Consider the following 15,208-nt stretch of genomic DNA (forward strand, 5'->3'; position numbering starts at 1 on the left):
CCGCTTTGCTTCATATCAGATTAGAGTCATTATGAAACGGATTTTATTACCTACCTTATTAGCATTTTCAAGTGCTGCAGTTGCTGTTGAACCACTATTTGAAACACCAAAAGATATGGAGCCGACTTGGGTCGATGACATTTTATCTGTGTTTGGTGCTGATGGTGAATTTGATGACAGCAAACCGATTGATATGAGTTACTTACCAACTGCTTATTACACGCCTGAGAAAAAATTTGGCGTGGGATTGTTGATGGTAGGCTTATATAAAACCGAAGGTTCTACATCGGAAGAGCAGCCTTCATCATTGGTGCTGAACTCTTTTGTGTCGATGAATAACTCCTATGGTATTGAAGTTGAAAACATGACGTTTTTCAATGGTGGTAAACAAAGGCTGTTACTGGATTTAGAGCTATACAATGAAGCTGCAGTCTACTATGGCCAAGGCATTGAAGATGGCAATATCGATGCCAACCACCATGAGTATGAAGAGCAAGCTTATAGCTTTAAACCTCGTTGGATGACAGAAATTGCTGACAATTACTTTTTAGGTGTTGGAGCGGATTTTACTTATTCTAGTGCTGAAAAGCTGGAGTTAGTTGAAACTGGTGAGCCGGTTGACGAAAACAGCCTATTGCCGAGTAACTTTAGTTCTGGTGTTGTCGTCACCAGTATTTACGACTCCCGTGACTATCGTTTGAATGCCACTAAAGGTTGGCTATTTCAAATTGATGCAGGGTTATATCAAAACAGCGAATATTCTACTTTTTCGACCTATAATATCGAGTTAGCCAACTATATTGATTTAAGCTCAACGTCTATTTTAGCTAATGCTCCTGGTTTAATTGCTTGGCAAGTCCAAGGTAATTTTACCAGTGGTGATGTGCCTTGGAATATGCTGCCTGACTTGGGTGGTTCTAGTGCCATGCGTGGTTTCATTAAAGGCCGATACCGTGACGAGCAAATGATGATGGGACAAGTTGAGTATCGTTTACCGATTTTCCAACGCTATGGCATGGTATTTTGGGGCGCGGTTGGCAGTGTTGCACCTAATGTTAGTGACTTAACTGAAGAGCTATTAGCCTCATACGGCACAGGTTTCCGCTTTAAAATCAAAGACAATATTAACTTACGTTTTGATGTTGGTGTGGGCGAAAACGAAACTAACTTTTACTTAAATGTGAACGAAGTATTTTGATGATCTTGCCGATTAATTTTTTTCCGCTTAAGCGTTTGCTCGCCATAGTCTTAATGTTGTCTTTCAGTCAGCAGGTTATTGCTGCGCTTGAAGAAAATCAGTCAGTAGAAAATCAATCAGTAAAAAGTCAGTTAGTAGAAAATCAGTTAGTAGAAAATCAGTCAATAGAAAATCAGTTAGTAGAAAGTCAGCCTACAAAAAAGCAGTGCACCCGTCATGCCAATTACGACATTTATCTCAGTGGTATTCATACTGGCACAATGAAAAGAGCGGAAAATTGGCAGGGTAAGTCAGCGGTGGTTACCTCGACAAGTAAAGCGAGCATTTTAGGGATCGGCACTCAATATGATCAACGAGCAGAACTGTCATGGTCTGATACGACCGAAGAATGGATCACTGAGCGATTTCATCAGTTAGTCACAGGGTTTCGTGCAAGGGATATGAAAGTCTCTTTAAGTAAGGACGGGCTTGAATCAGAGGTGGATATTGATGGCGATATCGACCGCTATAAATCGGCTCACATACCGCTAAGAGATGTCGATACTTTAGCGATTCAAATGCGTCAATTGTTAATGCAAGGTCGCAGTCAGTTTGCGTTAGTTAGACAAGCTTCAGATGATATCGAGCCGTATCAGTTGTATGTTAAACCCACGATTAAGGCAACAATTGAACCATGGGGGGAAATGAAATTGATCCCTGTTGAGCAGTCAGGAGCTGAGGAAGTGACCTATTACTTTGCTCCGGATATGGACTATCAGTTAGTCAGAGCTCGCTATCATGGTTTCATTTTACAAGGGGTTATTGAGCTTAACGAGTACAACTCAACATGTGAGCGACTGACACAATAACTGCTTGCTACTAAAGCTTGCTGTGATAAAAATAAGCTGATGCAATATCAGCTTATTTTTGAACGAACTATGTAATCGAACTAGAAAGTAAATCCAGTCTGTATAGCAAAGCCCATATTGTTCTCATCGCTGTAACTTGCTGATAAGTCGAAGTGGAATAAGCTGAAGGTCGATAAGCCGATACCTGCTGTAATACTATCATCAGTGTTATTGCTTAAGTCCGTTTGATAACCCGTTCGTAATTTTACCCAACTATCTGGGAAAAATTCGATACCAATTGCAGCAATTTGTTGATTATCTTGGGTGGCATCAAACAAGGTCGACGTTCCACTGATCTCGCTGTAACCTTCAGACTCATTAAGCTGAACATCAATAGCTGCTACTAAGTAACTATTTTGATAATTTGCACTGACTGTGTAAGTCGGACTGAGTTCGTACTGTCCTTTTACCCCTTCAATTATTTCAGTGTCATAGCTATTTTTGATTAGGTTTTTACCGACAAAACCGAATCCATAACCATCCTTGTGTTGAAAGGCGATACCCACATCTAAGTTGAAGTTACTATCATCATTCTGGTAGCGATCATCATCCCAATCATCAAACTCGAAGTTTTCAATGTCGGTAATATAATTGATGGTATTCACAGTTTGGTACTTAGGTGAAGCACCATAAAAAAGGCTACCAGACTCAAACTGATGCGAGTTTGCTAAGCTAACGCCTATTTCAGATATGATGACGCCCATTGTTAGCGCTTGTGAATTGATATCCTGATTGATGATGTTACTTGGATCGAGATCTTCATCGGCAATATCAGCAAATACTAAGGCGTCAGCATAGGCTTGAGCAAATAAATTAACCGCAACAAGGTTGCTTGGAATAGCAATGGCTAACTGGGTGCCCGCTTGCACTTGAGCATAGTTGCCTTGCACCTTTTTAAGCTGATCAATCACTACTTGGGCGTCGGCTTCAGTGGGATTCTCCAAGAACTTGAAATCATCATACACATCAGAAAAATCTTCAACATTCTCAATAAGATCGCTTGGGTCGTTAACATGTGCGCCCAGTGAAGGGATCAATAAACCGACATTGTCATTTTCTTTAAAGTTCGCCGCTAGCGCTGGGTTGTGAAAAGGGGCTGTGAGGTAATCTGCAGTGCTTACGCCTACACCACCCATGGCAAGAGCGCGGGCGTCAAAACTGTGGTTGTTTGCGTGAGCTGAAGTAGCAAAGGCGGCAACGATACAAATAGGTAAATACTTAAGCATATTATTTTTAGTTATTTTAAACATGTTCATCCTGTAACACTATGATATAAATTGTTATTTTTAATTTTTTTCGCAACAGATAATAACAGTAAATGGTTTTTGTTTTTTCATAAAACGTGCAAGTATCAACCATTAACACACTGTTTTTGTTAAACTTTGTATCATGTGTAGATAAGTTATTTCATTTTAGGTTTTTAGGTCTCTTTTCAATGGCGAACATAACCTGATTTATGTCACTTTTTGTAAAATTTCCATTAGAAATATTCTTTAGGTCTGATTTATTACTGTGAGTAAGCTTTTGCTGTATTTAAGCTTAAGTAAACTACCGCTTTATGAATGAGTTAGTCAGATTTGATGATGGTGGCACTATGCAAGATAGAGGCGTAATTGAGTATTTTCGATGGTTATTTTATAAGGACCGCGAGTTAAGTTCATGGGCATTTAATATTGTCTTAGGCTTAGTGTTATTGTGGGGAATTAGCTGTATTTATGCTGTGATTACTTATATGCCGCAACATGACTTATTAAAAGCGGGGGTGCTTTGGGTCATGGGGGGGTATTTAAGCATTATTGTATTAGGCGTGCTATTGGGCGTAAAGTCTCAAAAACCCCTATATAGCTTTATTGGCTATACATTGATGACAACAGGGCCGACCTTGTTACTCAGTTATATTCTCCCCCAAGAAATTCTTCTACCTTTATGCGACGGTTTGATATTTATTGCATTCATGCTGGGTATTATTTTACTGTTATCAGCCAAATTACCTGCTTTGTTTCAATCCTTAATTGCCATACTCTTTGGTATTTTAGTCAGTTTAATTGTGACCGAAATAACATGGGTGATGATATTTGATTCCTCTCATGGCCTTTGGCATTGGTTTGGTGCTTATCTGTTTTGTGCTTTTATTTGTTATCACTGGTCACAATACACTGAGAAGGAGAAAACACTCGATAATGCAATTGATTCAGGTAGTGCCCTTTACCTTGATAGTGTCATATTCATTGGACAAACCTTAATAAATCTGGGCTTAAAGCGCGATTAGTCAGTGTCTTTTATTACAAGTTATTATCGACACTAAAAATCCATAAACTATTAAAAGTTTCACTTGAGTGTTGATATGGTCTCAGTTGCTCATAATGAATGGTTTACATAGGGGATATGGTGTCTTTTATCATCTGCCCATTTTTATTCTTGGCGTTTTAGATGGATGATGCTGCTCTGTTTGCTTGCAGTTTATGAGTGCTTGCTGAGCAATAATATGATCTAAACAGCAATATTTGATATTTATTTGCACAATTTAGCATCAGGATAAAATTTATCTTTACTTATTTTCGCTTCAGGAATACATTCGCCGAAAATAGTCTATAGGGCTTTCTCACCTTTAGCCGACAAGAACGCTTTACCCTTCCAAAATCTTACATTAAGTAGTACGAAATTGACGATAATCAAGCATGGCAATGTTGAAAACAACATTGTTACCCCTGTAGTTGGTTTAACATTTTTCGCTGTCGCATCGGGCTTTTTAATGAGCCTTATTCCATTGTCATTAGCTCATTTTGGTATCAATCAATCTTTAACGCCTTGGCTTGCCAGTGTGTTTTATTTTGGTTTGCTGTTAGGGGCAACTTGTATTCAAGGGGTCATTAAAAAGCTAGGGCACCGACGCGCCTTTATTATTTTTTTATCTCTTGTGGGTTTGACTGTGGCGTTAATGCTACTCATTCCTCATCAGGTGACTTGGCTCGCTGCAAGGTTTATTGCAGGTATGGCTGTAGCAGGGGTATTTGTGGTGGTTGAATCGTGGTTACTCATGGCTAATTGTCCTAAGCAGCGAGCAAAGCGCTTAGGTTTATATATGGCGGCGCTTTATGGCGGTAGTGCTGTAGGACAACTGGCTATTTCTGTCTTAGGCACCGAAGGCATACAACCTTATCTGTATGTATTAGGACTACTGTTTTTAGCGACTCTGGCGCCTGTACTGATCCGTTCAGGTCAGCCGATTAGCCACGACCAACAATCGATTAACCGCAAAGAAATTCGCCATATTAGTCGTCCTGCGATTATTGGTTGTATTGTGTCGGGATTATTATTGGGGCCTATTTATGGATTGATGCCGTCTTATCTTAGCCATTCAAGTGCTTATGCTGAGCATACGGGGTTATTAATGGCGAGTATTATACTGGGCGGCATGCTAGTTCAACCTGCGGCGAGTGCCATGTCGACTCGCATGAGCAAGAGCTTACTGATGGCTATTTTTTGTCTATTGGGTTGCTTGGCTGTCATGGGCGTATTGGAGTCAACGAGTGTTGTCATGATGGCGTTAAGCTTATTAATGCTAGGGGCGAGCAGTTTTGCCCTTTACCCAATAGCCATTACGTTAGCTTGCGATAGCTTACCCGTTGAAAAAATGGTGTCTGCTACCGAGATGATGCTGTTGTGCTATAGCGTAGGTTCAGTATTAGGCCCGTTATTGGCGACCACATTTACTCAGGCAAGTAACGGTTTAATTATCTACTTAGGTGTGTGTTTAATTACCACTTGTATTTATATGCTGCTTAAGAGCGCAGAAACCATTTCATCAGGTCAAAAGCCGATTGCTGGGTAGATAGGGTTGAAAAGAAGAACTCCTAATAGGCATTAGGAGTTCGAGTATCAGTTACGCTAGCCAACTAACAAGGCTTATTGATTCAGTTCTAACTGGTAAAAAGTCGCTTGTGTATAGTCGCCACTTTCCATGCCACGCCATTGACAATCTGAGCTGTTTTTCTTGGTATTACATTGGTTGTAAGCCCCTGCTTTGTAATACATCCAGTCAGTGCCGTAGCCTTCATCCACTTCGTGGCCTTGGTATTGACCTTTAGCCAAATCAACCGCGAAGGTTTTTGTTACTTCGTTGTCGGTGCCAGGGTTTTTAGTAAATAACAGGTGCATGGTGTCGCCCGTTACATTGACCTCATAAGAGAATATTTCACCGAGTTTAATGCCATCTTGTGGATCGGCAGCATTCTCACGGAGGTTGTATTCGCCAAATACATTATGACGGATATCTTGACGCAGCTTTTTACCATTTTCATCTTTGGCATCTTGCAGCTCTGGAATCGGATTTAACTCATAGTTCCATGCGATTGAGCCGTATTCATGGTTCGGTAGTTTGCGATAAGAAATCTTTAATGGTTCATTATCAGAGCCGTGAATTTGGCCAATTACGACCGAGTACGCCCCGTTCTTTTTAGGGTTACCGCTGACACTGACATGATCAACCGACAGTGTCGCTTTTAATTGGCCGCCAATAGCGCCATATTCATTGGCGTCAGGGTGAGAGGCAACCACAAAATTGTTTTTAGGCTCGCCATAATGCTCGGCTAACATGGCACGCAATTCACTGCGGGTATTTTTACTATTTGGCGTCGTCGGTGCTTCATTTGGTGCAACGAATACCAAGGCGCCAGTATCTTTATTCGTGTAGAACCATTCAGGGTGGGCATAAGGCGTTTCGGTATTGCCCAGTTGAGTTTTATCAATTTCTAGTGCTTTGCCTTTGCGTTTACCTGTTTTGGTTAATTCCGGTAAGGTAATTTTCCAATTGGTTAAATCAAAATTTTGCGCAGGTGCTTTAGCTGGATCAAGGTTAAATTTTTTGGCGGTATCAGTTTCAACTGATGCCACTGCAGAGCCAGCAACGATAGTTGCAATCAAAACACTAAGTTGGAGTTTTCTCATTGAGCCTTTCCTCTGGAACATGCCATTAAAGTCTACCTAAGATACTACAATAATATTGTATTACAATATTGTGATCGAGTTGGATGATTTGATCAATTGAGCAAAATATTATTGAAATACAGCCCGACTTGAATCAAATGCACTAATTTAACGACTCATTTAACCAGTCATTTAACCAGTCATTTAACCAGTCATTTAACCACTTACCCATTTACTCAGTTACTTATAGCGTGTTGAATCTATTTAAAGCCATGGCAGTCGCATGGGTAGCTTGCATAGTACGGACACTGGTTTTAGTGATGGAGATAAAACCATGCATACAGTCGTCAAAATGCTGATGATGAGTGTTAATACCAGTTTGTTTGAGACGATTTGCGTATGCAATGCCATCATCCCTTAAAGGATCGTAACCTAAGGTTAATATATAGGTATTTGGTGAGTCACTAATGTCATCTGTTAACAAAGGGCTGGCTAAAGGTAATGCGATTTCATTCAATGAGTTGAGGTAATGCCCTCTAAAATAATCCACTAAGGTTCGAGTTAGGAGCAGTTGTTTATTGAAGCCACGGTAGGACTCAGTTAAGCCTTGTAAATCAAGTATCGGATAGATTAAAAACTGGAATGCAGGTTTTGCTATAGCAATAGACGGTAACGCTGATTGCAGCTGCTTTAAGCCGATAATACAAGCAAGGTATGCACCTGCGCTATCACCACCGACTCCAATATGTTCAGCTTGAATATGCAACTCTTGATGGTGGTCGTTAATATAGTTCCATGCGTCAATGGCATCACAAATTGGGGTAGGGAATTTATACTCAGGGGCTAAGCGATAATCGACAGCAATAACATTCATGTTGCCATGTTTAGCCAAGTACCGACAAAAACGATCATGGGTATTTAAACTACCAATCACACAGCCTCCACCATGAAAGTACACCAGTGTTTTTTGCGCAGTTTTAACTAAGTCAGCATTAATCTTTTGCTCGAAAACAGGATAATATGCACGGAGTTTGATTGAGCTCTCTTTGTCAGTATGTGTGGTCACAGGGATACTTGAGTCGATAACCTTCGCCATTTCAATCTTACTTAAACCCAATAATCTGTCCATTGTGCTATAAACATGTCTAAATACTTTTGGCGGCAATTTATGTAATGGCGCTAAGGTCAGCAGTTTGGCTGCCATTCGTTGTTTAGCTTCTAACTTTGGCGCTTGTAATCTTATCGATGTGGCGCTTTGACTCATTTATTCATTCCTTTTTATAAATTACAGTTTGGACCAATTAACGACTTAACACCTTCATAAACAAGCGGTTGATAACAGGAGGTGAAACACTACTTAAGCAATGTAACATACTATAAAGCGACCCGACTGTTCTATGGGTTCTAGGTTGATTAACTTGCTTTTCAATCACAGTAATCACTTCTTCAGCGGTTAAATGCCGACCTAGTTTTGTCATCACTTTAGCGGTTTTTTGTTGTGTATTAAGCATTTTAGTAGCGATAAATGGCGGCAGCACCTCGCACAGCCGAACTCCATATTGAGCAAGTTCTAACTCAAGTGCTTCAGTGAGCCCTTTTACTGCAAATTTACTGGCGGAGTAGCTTGCTAACTCAGGCACACCATAATCACTGCTTGCAGATGACATATTGATAATGGTGCTAGTGTGGTTTTGTTTTAAATAAGGCAGCACAGGCAAGTATTGAAATCCATACCGCTTGAAGAGATAGCCTTGCAGTTAGGCTTTAACGATGGCGCTAATTTCAGTCATAGCTTTAAACGATGTAAAAATATCACCCCGAGCCAATATCGAAAGCAGGTAAAAAAACAATACTAAAACGGCCAATCATAGATTGGCCGTTTTAAAGGTCTTGCACACTACTTACTCAGAAGATCGAGAAGTTTATTAAGGCTGCATTTGCGCTTTAGCCGCTTCAACTTTTGAAAAATCTAAGCCTAACTCGAGTACAGCTTCTTTAATCAACGCTGGGTTTTGCATTACCATCGCCATTAGCTGTTGTAGCTTTTCAGCAGGAATGCCAAGTTGACCGATGATATTCATCGCCATCATTGGGTTTTGAGTTAATGCTTGAAACACTTCACTGATTTTTTCATCACTGACACTGTGTTCTTTTAACAGGGCAATAATTGGATTCATTGCTAGACCTTGTGGTTAATTGAGACGGATAATCGTTCTATTTTACCATTTATATCTTAGTTTTGCAGAGTGAAAAATTCGGCTGTGATCCCAGAGTCGATTTAAGGGGTAAGTTGAAAATTTTAAATCATGTAGTCTGTAGCTAAAACAATAATAAGGCTATGTATTTGTAGCTATGTGGCGAAGGTGTAGCTATGTGGCAAAGGTGAAAAATCTAAACGGTGTTATTTACTTCAACAATCCACACTCACCAACCCATACTCACTAATTAATATTCAGCAATCCATAATCAAAAAGCCAGTAGCGTGGGCTACTGGCTTTTTATAGTGGCGTCTTTTGCTATCAGTAATAAGCTAACTAGAGTGCTCGGGCTTATTTATTAATGTAATCGGTAGCAATTTCACCATTTGGCGTGTGTGCATCGCCCATATAAAGAATATCAGGACGAGACTTTTCACCATCTGTTAGGGCTAGGCCATCTTGAATGATATTCGCATTACAATAATCCACCCCATAAAAACCTTCATAGGCAGATTGGTCGCCAATTTCTGTGGCTGACAGTTGCGATAACGCTAAGATAGGTGCTGCAGGGAAAGTTAAATACCAACGTGAACCTGATAAATTACGCTCGATGTCAGCACGAGAAATTTCAGTAATGGTTTTACCTGTTTGCTCGGCTAAATATTCGCGGTTTGACTCACTCATAAAGTAAGTGGCAACGTTACCGACCTCTGCAACGGGCTCATCATAAACCGTTTGACGTAAAATAATATCGCCACTCACTGATAGATTATTGATACGACCACGGGTTAAATCACGACAACTGCTTTTACATGCAAACGATCCTTTACCCACTAAAAGGGCAGAGCCACTATCAATAGCTTCAATGTTCTCTACAGTTATGTCCTTCATGATTTTACTGTGTGGCTTTAACCAAACGCCAGTAAAGCCGTTAGTCACTTTCACATTAGAGATTTTGATTTTATTCGCTGAGCTAAAGTAAGGGCCTGAACGGTTAAAGTTGTCTTTATTGGTTCCATTACCTGCTTCCACTCGCACACCAATACCATTGAATGCTTCAATGTTATCAATTTCAATCCAATCTCCACCGTAAACTTGCACTACGCCATAGCCCGTATGGGCATTAATTGATTTAATGTTTTTCACTGAGCCTTTAATCGGTGTGCGGGCATAAGTTGGGTTGCGTTGAATCGCGAACATGTCCGGCACTATATTGCCTTCATCATCAATAAAATCACCATTCTCATTGGTTGGAACAGGTACATTGACTGGGTTCATCGGTCTATTTAAGCTTGGCGATCCTTCTGGGTTTTTCACATATCTGTCTTGTAGGTAAAGCGGCGCTGAACCAAAGCGATAAGTGTATGATCCATCTTTATAATCGGCATCAGCAAACATTTGTACCGATACTGATTCAGTATGGTTATCTTCAATGGTGACATTCGATACCGAGAAGTTTTCAACATAAAAAAGCCCAAATGGAATAGCGCGGGTGAGGTTAACTAAGCCGCCACCATTGCCACCCTGCATTTCGCCATAGTTGTATGGCATGTTGGTTCTAGCATCAACGGTGAAATTTCTACTCGGATCGGTTGAAGTGATCTGCACATTCACTGTGCGTTCAGCGGATAACTTACTTGGGCCAATGCTGCGACCAAACGAAAATAAGAACTGTCGATTGGGTCTATTACTTGGATTACCCGTTGGATAGGTGTCTTCTTTAATTCCGCGCATTTCGAGGACAACATCAGGTTCGACCTCAATACGGACATTTGATGGCACTACAATATGCGCCAAACTATAGCGATTATTGCTGCCATTTTCAGATGCACGTAAAACTACCACACCGCCATTTTCTTCTTTAGCGGCAAAACGAAGCGCTTTCTTTAAGCGAGTCGTGTCATTGACGGTTTCATCAAAACTATCAGAGGCAAATAGAACTTCAGGTTCATCATCAAAGACTTTGTTTTCAAAAAAGCCAATTTCTTCCCCCTCATAACCGCTTAAGTCTGTGTCTGTTGGTAAGTCTTCTTCGGCGACAACAGGTATACCTTGGCAAAAGTGTCGCTCAAATTTGCAATGACGATGACCATGATGTTTGCGGTGTTTATTGCATTTTTTACCCGCTGATTTATGGCTGCGCCATTTATTACTGTAATCTGCACGGCGGCTTTCGCTTTCCCCTCGTTGTTGGCGTTCATCAAATTGCCACCCATGGCTGTGATGTTTTGACTGCCCGTGTTGCTGTCCTTGTGAATCGGCATATACGCTTAGTGGCGTGATGGCCAATAAGCAGGCAATCGCCAGTTTTTTATGACGCATATTTACGATGTAGTTATTTATATTTCTCATTTTTATCCCCATAGTTTCAATCAAAAAAACGGAAGTTCTCCCCTTTGTTCCGCTCAAAGAACAATCAACTTGTTTGTTTGAGTGTACATAAAGTTAACAGAAAAACAACAAACATATGATGAATGCATTTTTAAAATGTTTAAACTTGTTAATTTGATTAAAAGAAAAAGGGTAAAAAATTGCCAATGAATCTGATGAATTGCTTGGAAGTTAGAAAATCATGGGCTGAAACATAATGAATCAACCTAGAGAGTAAAACTCTGAAGTTGACGATGATCTAGTAAGCTTAGTATTTTGTTTTTTAACACCTTATCCTCATTAGTTATTTTACTAGCATCTCGAATGAGCTTTGGTATATTACAACGCAGACAGATGTAAGCGAATGGATTCAACATGACATCAAATAGACAGCAACTGATTGGGTTGCTTGAACAAAATGCGATTGATGAGAGCAAAATAAACGATGCCCTTATCATCAGTAAGGTGCAACCAAGTAAACACCATTGGGTTCACTTTTTTAATCAACTATTAGCCTGGCTAGGTGGTCTTGCGATCACTTTTTCTGTGCTGTTTTTTATCGCGTTTAACTGGCATGAGATGGGTAAGTTTGCCAAGTTTGCGCTGGTGGAAATACTGATTGTATTCGCCGTTGTTGCTTATTATCAGTTAAACAAGCTCGCTCAGAAAACATCGAAATCACTAGATGATTCAAATCCTCATCCCCTAAAGTCCATCATTCCAAAAGTATCTGAGTCGGTTGTTAAAGTGCCGTTATTTATGGCCGCCGTTTTCTTTGGGGTGTTATTAGCCTTATTTGGACAAACCTATCAAACAGGCGCCGACCCTTGGCAGCTTTTTTTTAACTGGGCTTTATTAATCCTTCCTTGGGTTGTCATTGGCCGACTTGGCGCACTTTGGATGTTGTGGGTTGTCTTAATTAATGTCTCTATCTTGCTGTATTACATAAATTTTGGCGGCAGGCTAGGCTGGTTTATCAACCAAGAACTGAATGCTTTATGGGTGATATTGTTATTCAATATCGTGGCGTTAGCTTGCTGGGAAGGTTTCAGTCGTCATTACCATTGGCTAAAGGCGCGTTGGGCACCAAGGCTGCTGGCTGTCGTCAGTGGCGCTTGCATTACATGGCTAATGGTAGGCAGTATTTGGAGCTTTACTCATGATTCATATCTTCATTCTGCTTTTAAAGAACTAGGATTTTTACCCATCACCATTTGGCCGCTTTGGTTGCTGGCAATGTATGTTTGTTATCGCCATTATCAAAAAGACTTATTTATGCTGGCTGGAACATTATTGTCAGCCAACATTGTCATTATCAATTATGTTTCGGCATATTGGCTTGAAACATTGGAAGAAATTGGCCTGTTATTGATATCAAATATGATGATCGCCATGGCAGCAGGCTCCGCTATTTGGCTGCGTAAAATCAATAAGGAGTGGCAGTCATGAATGAGTCATTAACCCCAGAGGAATTCGGCTCAGAGTCACTGACCCAAGAAAAAGCTCATAACCAAACCTCGTTATGGCAAAGCTTATTGCACCATGGAGTGGTATCAGGTGAGCAACCCGCTAAAGCAGAAATCCAATCGCCGTGGTTTGTAAAACTGTTATTGGCAATTTCTGGTTGGTTTGCCGCGCTGTTCTTTCTTGGTTTTTTAGCTCTAGCGATGGAGTTTATTTTTGACAATGACCAAGGTGCTTTTATTGTCGGGGCAATTCTGACCCTAGGTGCTTATGCATTATTTACACTCAATAAAAATGAATTTATCGAACATCTGTCATTAGCGGTTAGTTTTAGTGGGCAGATATTAATTGTCTATGGCTTTATTCAGCACTTTGATGATGACACCTGCTGGTTGCTGGCGACAATATTGCAATTTAGTCTGATGGCTATTATGCCCAATGACATTCATCGCTTTTGTTCAGCCTTCTTTGCTGCCTGTTGTTTTATCGTCACCTTAGCCATTTTTCAGCTGCCGTTTATTGCCACTAGCATCATATTACTGCTTGCCTGCTGGCTTTTCCTGCATGAGTTTGAGCGTAAAGGGAAAACTAACAACCCGCTGATAAATAGTCTTTTTTCAGTGGTTTTATTGCATAAGCGGCCAATCGCTTATGGTTTGCTATTAGCGCCTTTAGTGCAAACATGCTTTATGTCATTTCAATATGCTTGGTATGGCTTAATTGAAAGTGAGTTGTTATCAACTGAGTCACTTACTGCGCCCTGGATGGGTGATGTTTTATTGGCTTTAGTGTCGCTATATGTGGTGTGGCAAATAGTAAATCGATACCCAGAATTATCGGTTAAAGTGCGTTATAGCGTACTCGTAATCAGCCTGTTGGTTTCAGTGTTGTCGTTTGAAGCTCATGGAATTAATATTGGATTTTTAATTATGGTGTTGGGCTTTTCAGCCAGCAACAGATTACTGTTAGGCTTAGGGGTTATAGCCTTGGTTACCTTCATATCAGCATATTACTACTTCTTAGATTTCAGCCTATTAGATAAATCTTACACGTTGATGTTAATGGGTATTTTTTTACTGGCTGTGCGCTGGGCCATGCTCAAATTTGTGACCAAACAAAGGGAGCAATCCGATGCCTAAATTCTCTAAAACCGCAATCATGACAAACCTCAATACCATCATCTTAGTCGGCACCTTGGTGTTGATATTAGCTTTAGTTAATTGGCAGATATTTGAAAAAGAGCAGCATATACGCCATGGGGAGTTAATTTATCTTGAACTGGCACCGGTAGATCCTCGCTCGTTAATGCAGGGCGATTATATGGCGCTGCGATTTCAAATGAGTAACGATATTCGTAGTGCGCTCAAGTTGCGTCAAGAAGAGCTGCGTAAAGAGGAGCTTGCTCAAGAAGAACGGGTTCAAGAAGAACAGATTCAAACAGAGCAGAACCTTGCTGAAGCGGAATCAACTGCTAATTCAAATGATAATTCAAGTGCTAACCGAAGCACTAGCTCTGCAACCAATGAACAAGCTGAAACTGACCGACAATGGCGAAAATTGGCTAATAGTGACGCCTACGTGGTGGTGAGTTTCGATTTACGCAATATCGCGACTTATAAAGCATTATATGATGGGCAGGAGCTAGCAGCAGATGAAATGCGCTTACAGTATCGAGTCAGAGACGGCAGGATCAAATTTGCCACCAATGCGTTTTTCTTTCAAGAAGGTCACGCCAGTGTCTATGAAGCTGCAAAATATGGTGAGTTCAGAGTCAATCAACAGGGTGAAGTGCTATTAACCAGTATGTTTGATGCTGAACTGAATAAGCTTGAACCTCAAATAGCAGCAGAAGAGTAGCGCTGTTGCTATTAGCCATTTACAACAAGTCTCACTTGATTATGGCCTTAACAGGCTAAAACCTTAACCAACATAGTCATGATAAGATTAATGACGGGGCATTATATTGATTATTAATGAGAAACTAACTGGAAAGGAAGAAATCAAGCGTGCATCTGTGTAAATACCTAAGTAGTATGTCCACGGGTTAGCGCTAATGCTAGCTAAGTTACTGATAAAGCATAGATGAGTTTGTAAGGCTTGGTTAATATAAGCACTTTTGGACTTTTTGTTTGTAGCTTAACTCACCTATAAAAATAAAACTTAAT

Annotated in this window: 14 protein-coding genes; 8 read left to right on the plus strand and 6 right to left on the minus strand. The window is 40.4% G+C overall.

The window, feature by feature from the left end:
- Positions 1–31 precede the first annotated feature (31 nt).
- Positions 32–1,198, plus strand: coding sequence for a BamA/TamA family outer membrane protein (locus tag Q4600_RS06105; protein WP_303513815.1), 1,167 nt, complete (start codon positions 32–34; stop codon positions 1,196–1,198).
- Entirely contained in the window at positions 1,195–2,046 is an 852-nt protein-coding gene (locus Q4600_RS06110; RefSeq protein ID WP_368502418.1) for a hypothetical protein, read from the plus strand. Before Q4600_RS06105 ends, Q4600_RS06110 begins: the two co-directional genes overlap by 4 nt.
- 80 nt (positions 2,047–2,126) lie before the next feature.
- On the opposite strand, the gene traF is transcribed toward Q4600_RS06110, so the two are convergent.
- The gene (gene traF, locus Q4600_RS06115; protein ID WP_248956123.1) at positions 2,127–3,335 is read right to left on the minus strand and encodes a conjugal transfer protein TraF; all 1,209 of its coding nucleotides are present in this window, start codon (positions 3,333–3,335) and stop codon (positions 2,127–2,129) included.
- Positions 3,336–3,643: 308 nt separating this feature from the next.
- On the opposite strand from traF, the gene Q4600_RS06120 reads away from it, so the two are divergent.
- Together Q4600_RS06120 and Q4600_RS06125 are read left to right on the plus strand one after the other, a co-directional pair.
- Positions 3,644–4,354, plus strand: a complete 711-nt coding sequence (locus tag Q4600_RS06120) for a hypothetical protein (protein WP_303513822.1) — start codon at positions 3,644–3,646, stop codon at positions 4,352–4,354.
- A 402-nt stretch (positions 4,355–4,756) separates the two neighbouring features.
- Positions 4,757–5,917 (plus strand): MFS transporter, encoded by a 1,161-nt coding sequence (locus tag Q4600_RS06125; RefSeq protein WP_102527782.1) that lies wholly within the window; start codon positions 4,757–4,759, stop codon positions 5,915–5,917.
- Between the two features lie 74 nt (positions 5,918–5,991).
- Here Q4600_RS06125 and Q4600_RS06130 read toward each other — a convergent pair whose 3' ends face one another.
- The 3 genes from Q4600_RS06130 to Q4600_RS06140 all read right to left on the minus strand — a co-directional run bounded on the left by Q4600_RS06130 (position 5,992) and on the right by Q4600_RS06140 (position 8,723).
- Complete coding sequence (locus Q4600_RS06130) at positions 5,992–7,032, minus strand: polysaccharide lyase family 7 protein (protein ID WP_102527743.1); 1,041 nt, start codon at positions 7,030–7,032, stop codon at positions 5,992–5,994.
- 223 nt (positions 7,033–7,255) lie between these two features.
- Positions 7,256–8,275, minus strand: a complete 1,020-nt coding sequence (locus Q4600_RS06135) for an alpha/beta hydrolase (RefSeq protein WP_303513826.1) — start codon at positions 8,273–8,275, stop codon at positions 7,256–7,258.
- Between the two features lie 37 nt (positions 8,276–8,312).
- Positions 8,313–8,723, minus strand: a complete 411-nt coding sequence (locus Q4600_RS06140) for an SDR family NAD(P)-dependent oxidoreductase (RefSeq protein ID WP_303513967.1) — start codon at positions 8,721–8,723, stop codon at positions 8,313–8,315.
- 9 nt (positions 8,724–8,732) lie between these two features.
- Between Q4600_RS06140 and Q4600_RS06145 the strand changes: the two genes are divergently transcribed.
- Positions 8,733–8,867 (plus strand): AraC family transcriptional regulator, encoded by a 135-nt coding sequence (locus Q4600_RS06145; RefSeq protein WP_303513827.1) that lies wholly within the window; start codon positions 8,733–8,735, stop codon positions 8,865–8,867.
- Positions 8,868–8,936: 69 nt separating this feature from the next.
- On the opposite strand, the gene Q4600_RS06150 is transcribed toward Q4600_RS06145, so the two are convergent.
- Both Q4600_RS06150 and Q4600_RS06155 read right to left on the minus strand, forming a co-directional pair.
- Positions 8,937–9,188 carry a DUF2999 family protein gene (locus tag Q4600_RS06150; protein WP_102527746.1) on the minus strand — a complete coding sequence of 84 codons (252 nt, stop codon included), beginning with the start codon at positions 9,186–9,188 and terminating at the stop codon, positions 8,937–8,939.
- Between the two features lie 372 nt (positions 9,189–9,560).
- On the minus strand, positions 9,561–11,561 hold the full coding sequence (locus Q4600_RS06155; protein WP_303513829.1) for a hypothetical protein: 2,001 nt from the start codon (positions 11,559–11,561) through the stop codon (positions 9,561–9,563).
- Between the two features lie 393 nt (positions 11,562–11,954).
- Between Q4600_RS06155 and Q4600_RS06160 the strand changes: the two genes are divergently transcribed.
- Genes Q4600_RS06160 through Q4600_RS06170 form a run of 3 tightly spaced genes read left to right on the plus strand, consistent with a single transcriptional unit; the run spans position 11,955 to position 14,900 of the window.
- Positions 11,955–13,028, plus strand: a complete 1,074-nt coding sequence (locus Q4600_RS06160) for a DUF2157 domain-containing protein (RefSeq protein ID WP_303513831.1) — start codon at positions 11,955–11,957, stop codon at positions 13,026–13,028.
- Positions 13,025–14,182 carry a DUF4401 domain-containing protein gene (locus Q4600_RS06165; RefSeq protein WP_303513832.1) on the plus strand — a complete coding sequence of 386 codons (1,158 nt, stop codon included), beginning with the start codon at positions 13,025–13,027 and terminating at the stop codon, positions 14,180–14,182. The genes Q4600_RS06160 and Q4600_RS06165 overlap by 4 nt, the downstream gene beginning before the upstream one ends.
- A complete protein-coding gene (locus Q4600_RS06170; RefSeq protein ID WP_303513834.1) occupies positions 14,175–14,900 on the plus strand; it encodes a GDYXXLXY domain-containing protein in 726 nt (241 codons plus the stop codon). The genes Q4600_RS06165 and Q4600_RS06170 overlap by 8 nt, the downstream gene beginning before the upstream one ends.
- The last annotated feature ends 308 nt before the right edge of the window (positions 14,901–15,208 follow it).

The organism is Shewanella sp. 2_MG-2023 (assembly GCF_030548905.1).
GTDB lineage: Bacteria > Pseudomonadota > Gammaproteobacteria > Enterobacterales > Shewanellaceae > Shewanella > Shewanella electrodiphila.

What these genes read in the sequence shown, in the direction of transcription:
- Q4600_RS06105 (WP_303513815.1), top strand. Translation starts at nt 32, where the DNA reads ATGAAACGGATTTTATTACCTACCTTATTAGCATTTTCAAGTGCTGCA.
- traF (WP_248956123.1), bottom strand. Translation starts at nt 3,335, where the DNA reads ATGTTTAAAATAACTAAAAATAATATGCTTAAGTATTTACCTATTTGT.
- Q4600_RS06120 (WP_303513822.1), top strand. Translation starts at nt 3,644, where the DNA reads ATGAATGAGTTAGTCAGATTTGATGATGGTGGCACTATGCAAGATAGA.
- Q4600_RS06130 (WP_102527743.1), bottom strand. Translation starts at nt 7,032, where the DNA reads ATGAGAAAACTCCAACTTAGTGTTTTGATTGCAACTATCGTTGCTGGC.
- Q4600_RS06135 (WP_303513826.1), bottom strand. Translation starts at nt 8,275, where the DNA reads ATGAGTCAAAGCGCCACATCGATAAGATTACAAGCGCCAAAGTTAGAA.
- Q4600_RS06150 (WP_102527746.1), bottom strand. Translation starts at nt 9,188, where the DNA reads ATGAATCCAATTATTGCCCTGTTAAAAGAACACAGTGTCAGTGATGAA.
- Q4600_RS06155 (WP_303513829.1), bottom strand. Translation starts at nt 11,561, where the DNA reads ATGAGAAATATAAATAACTACATCGTAAATATGCGTCATAAAAAACTG.
- Q4600_RS06160 (WP_303513831.1), top strand. Translation starts at nt 11,955, where the DNA reads ATGACATCAAATAGACAGCAACTGATTGGGTTGCTTGAACAAAATGCG.
- Q4600_RS06165 (WP_303513832.1), top strand. Translation starts at nt 13,025, where the DNA reads ATGAATGAGTCATTAACCCCAGAGGAATTCGGCTCAGAGTCACTGACC.
- Q4600_RS06170 (WP_303513834.1), top strand. Translation starts at nt 14,175, where the DNA reads ATGCCTAAATTCTCTAAAACCGCAATCATGACAAACCTCAATACCATC.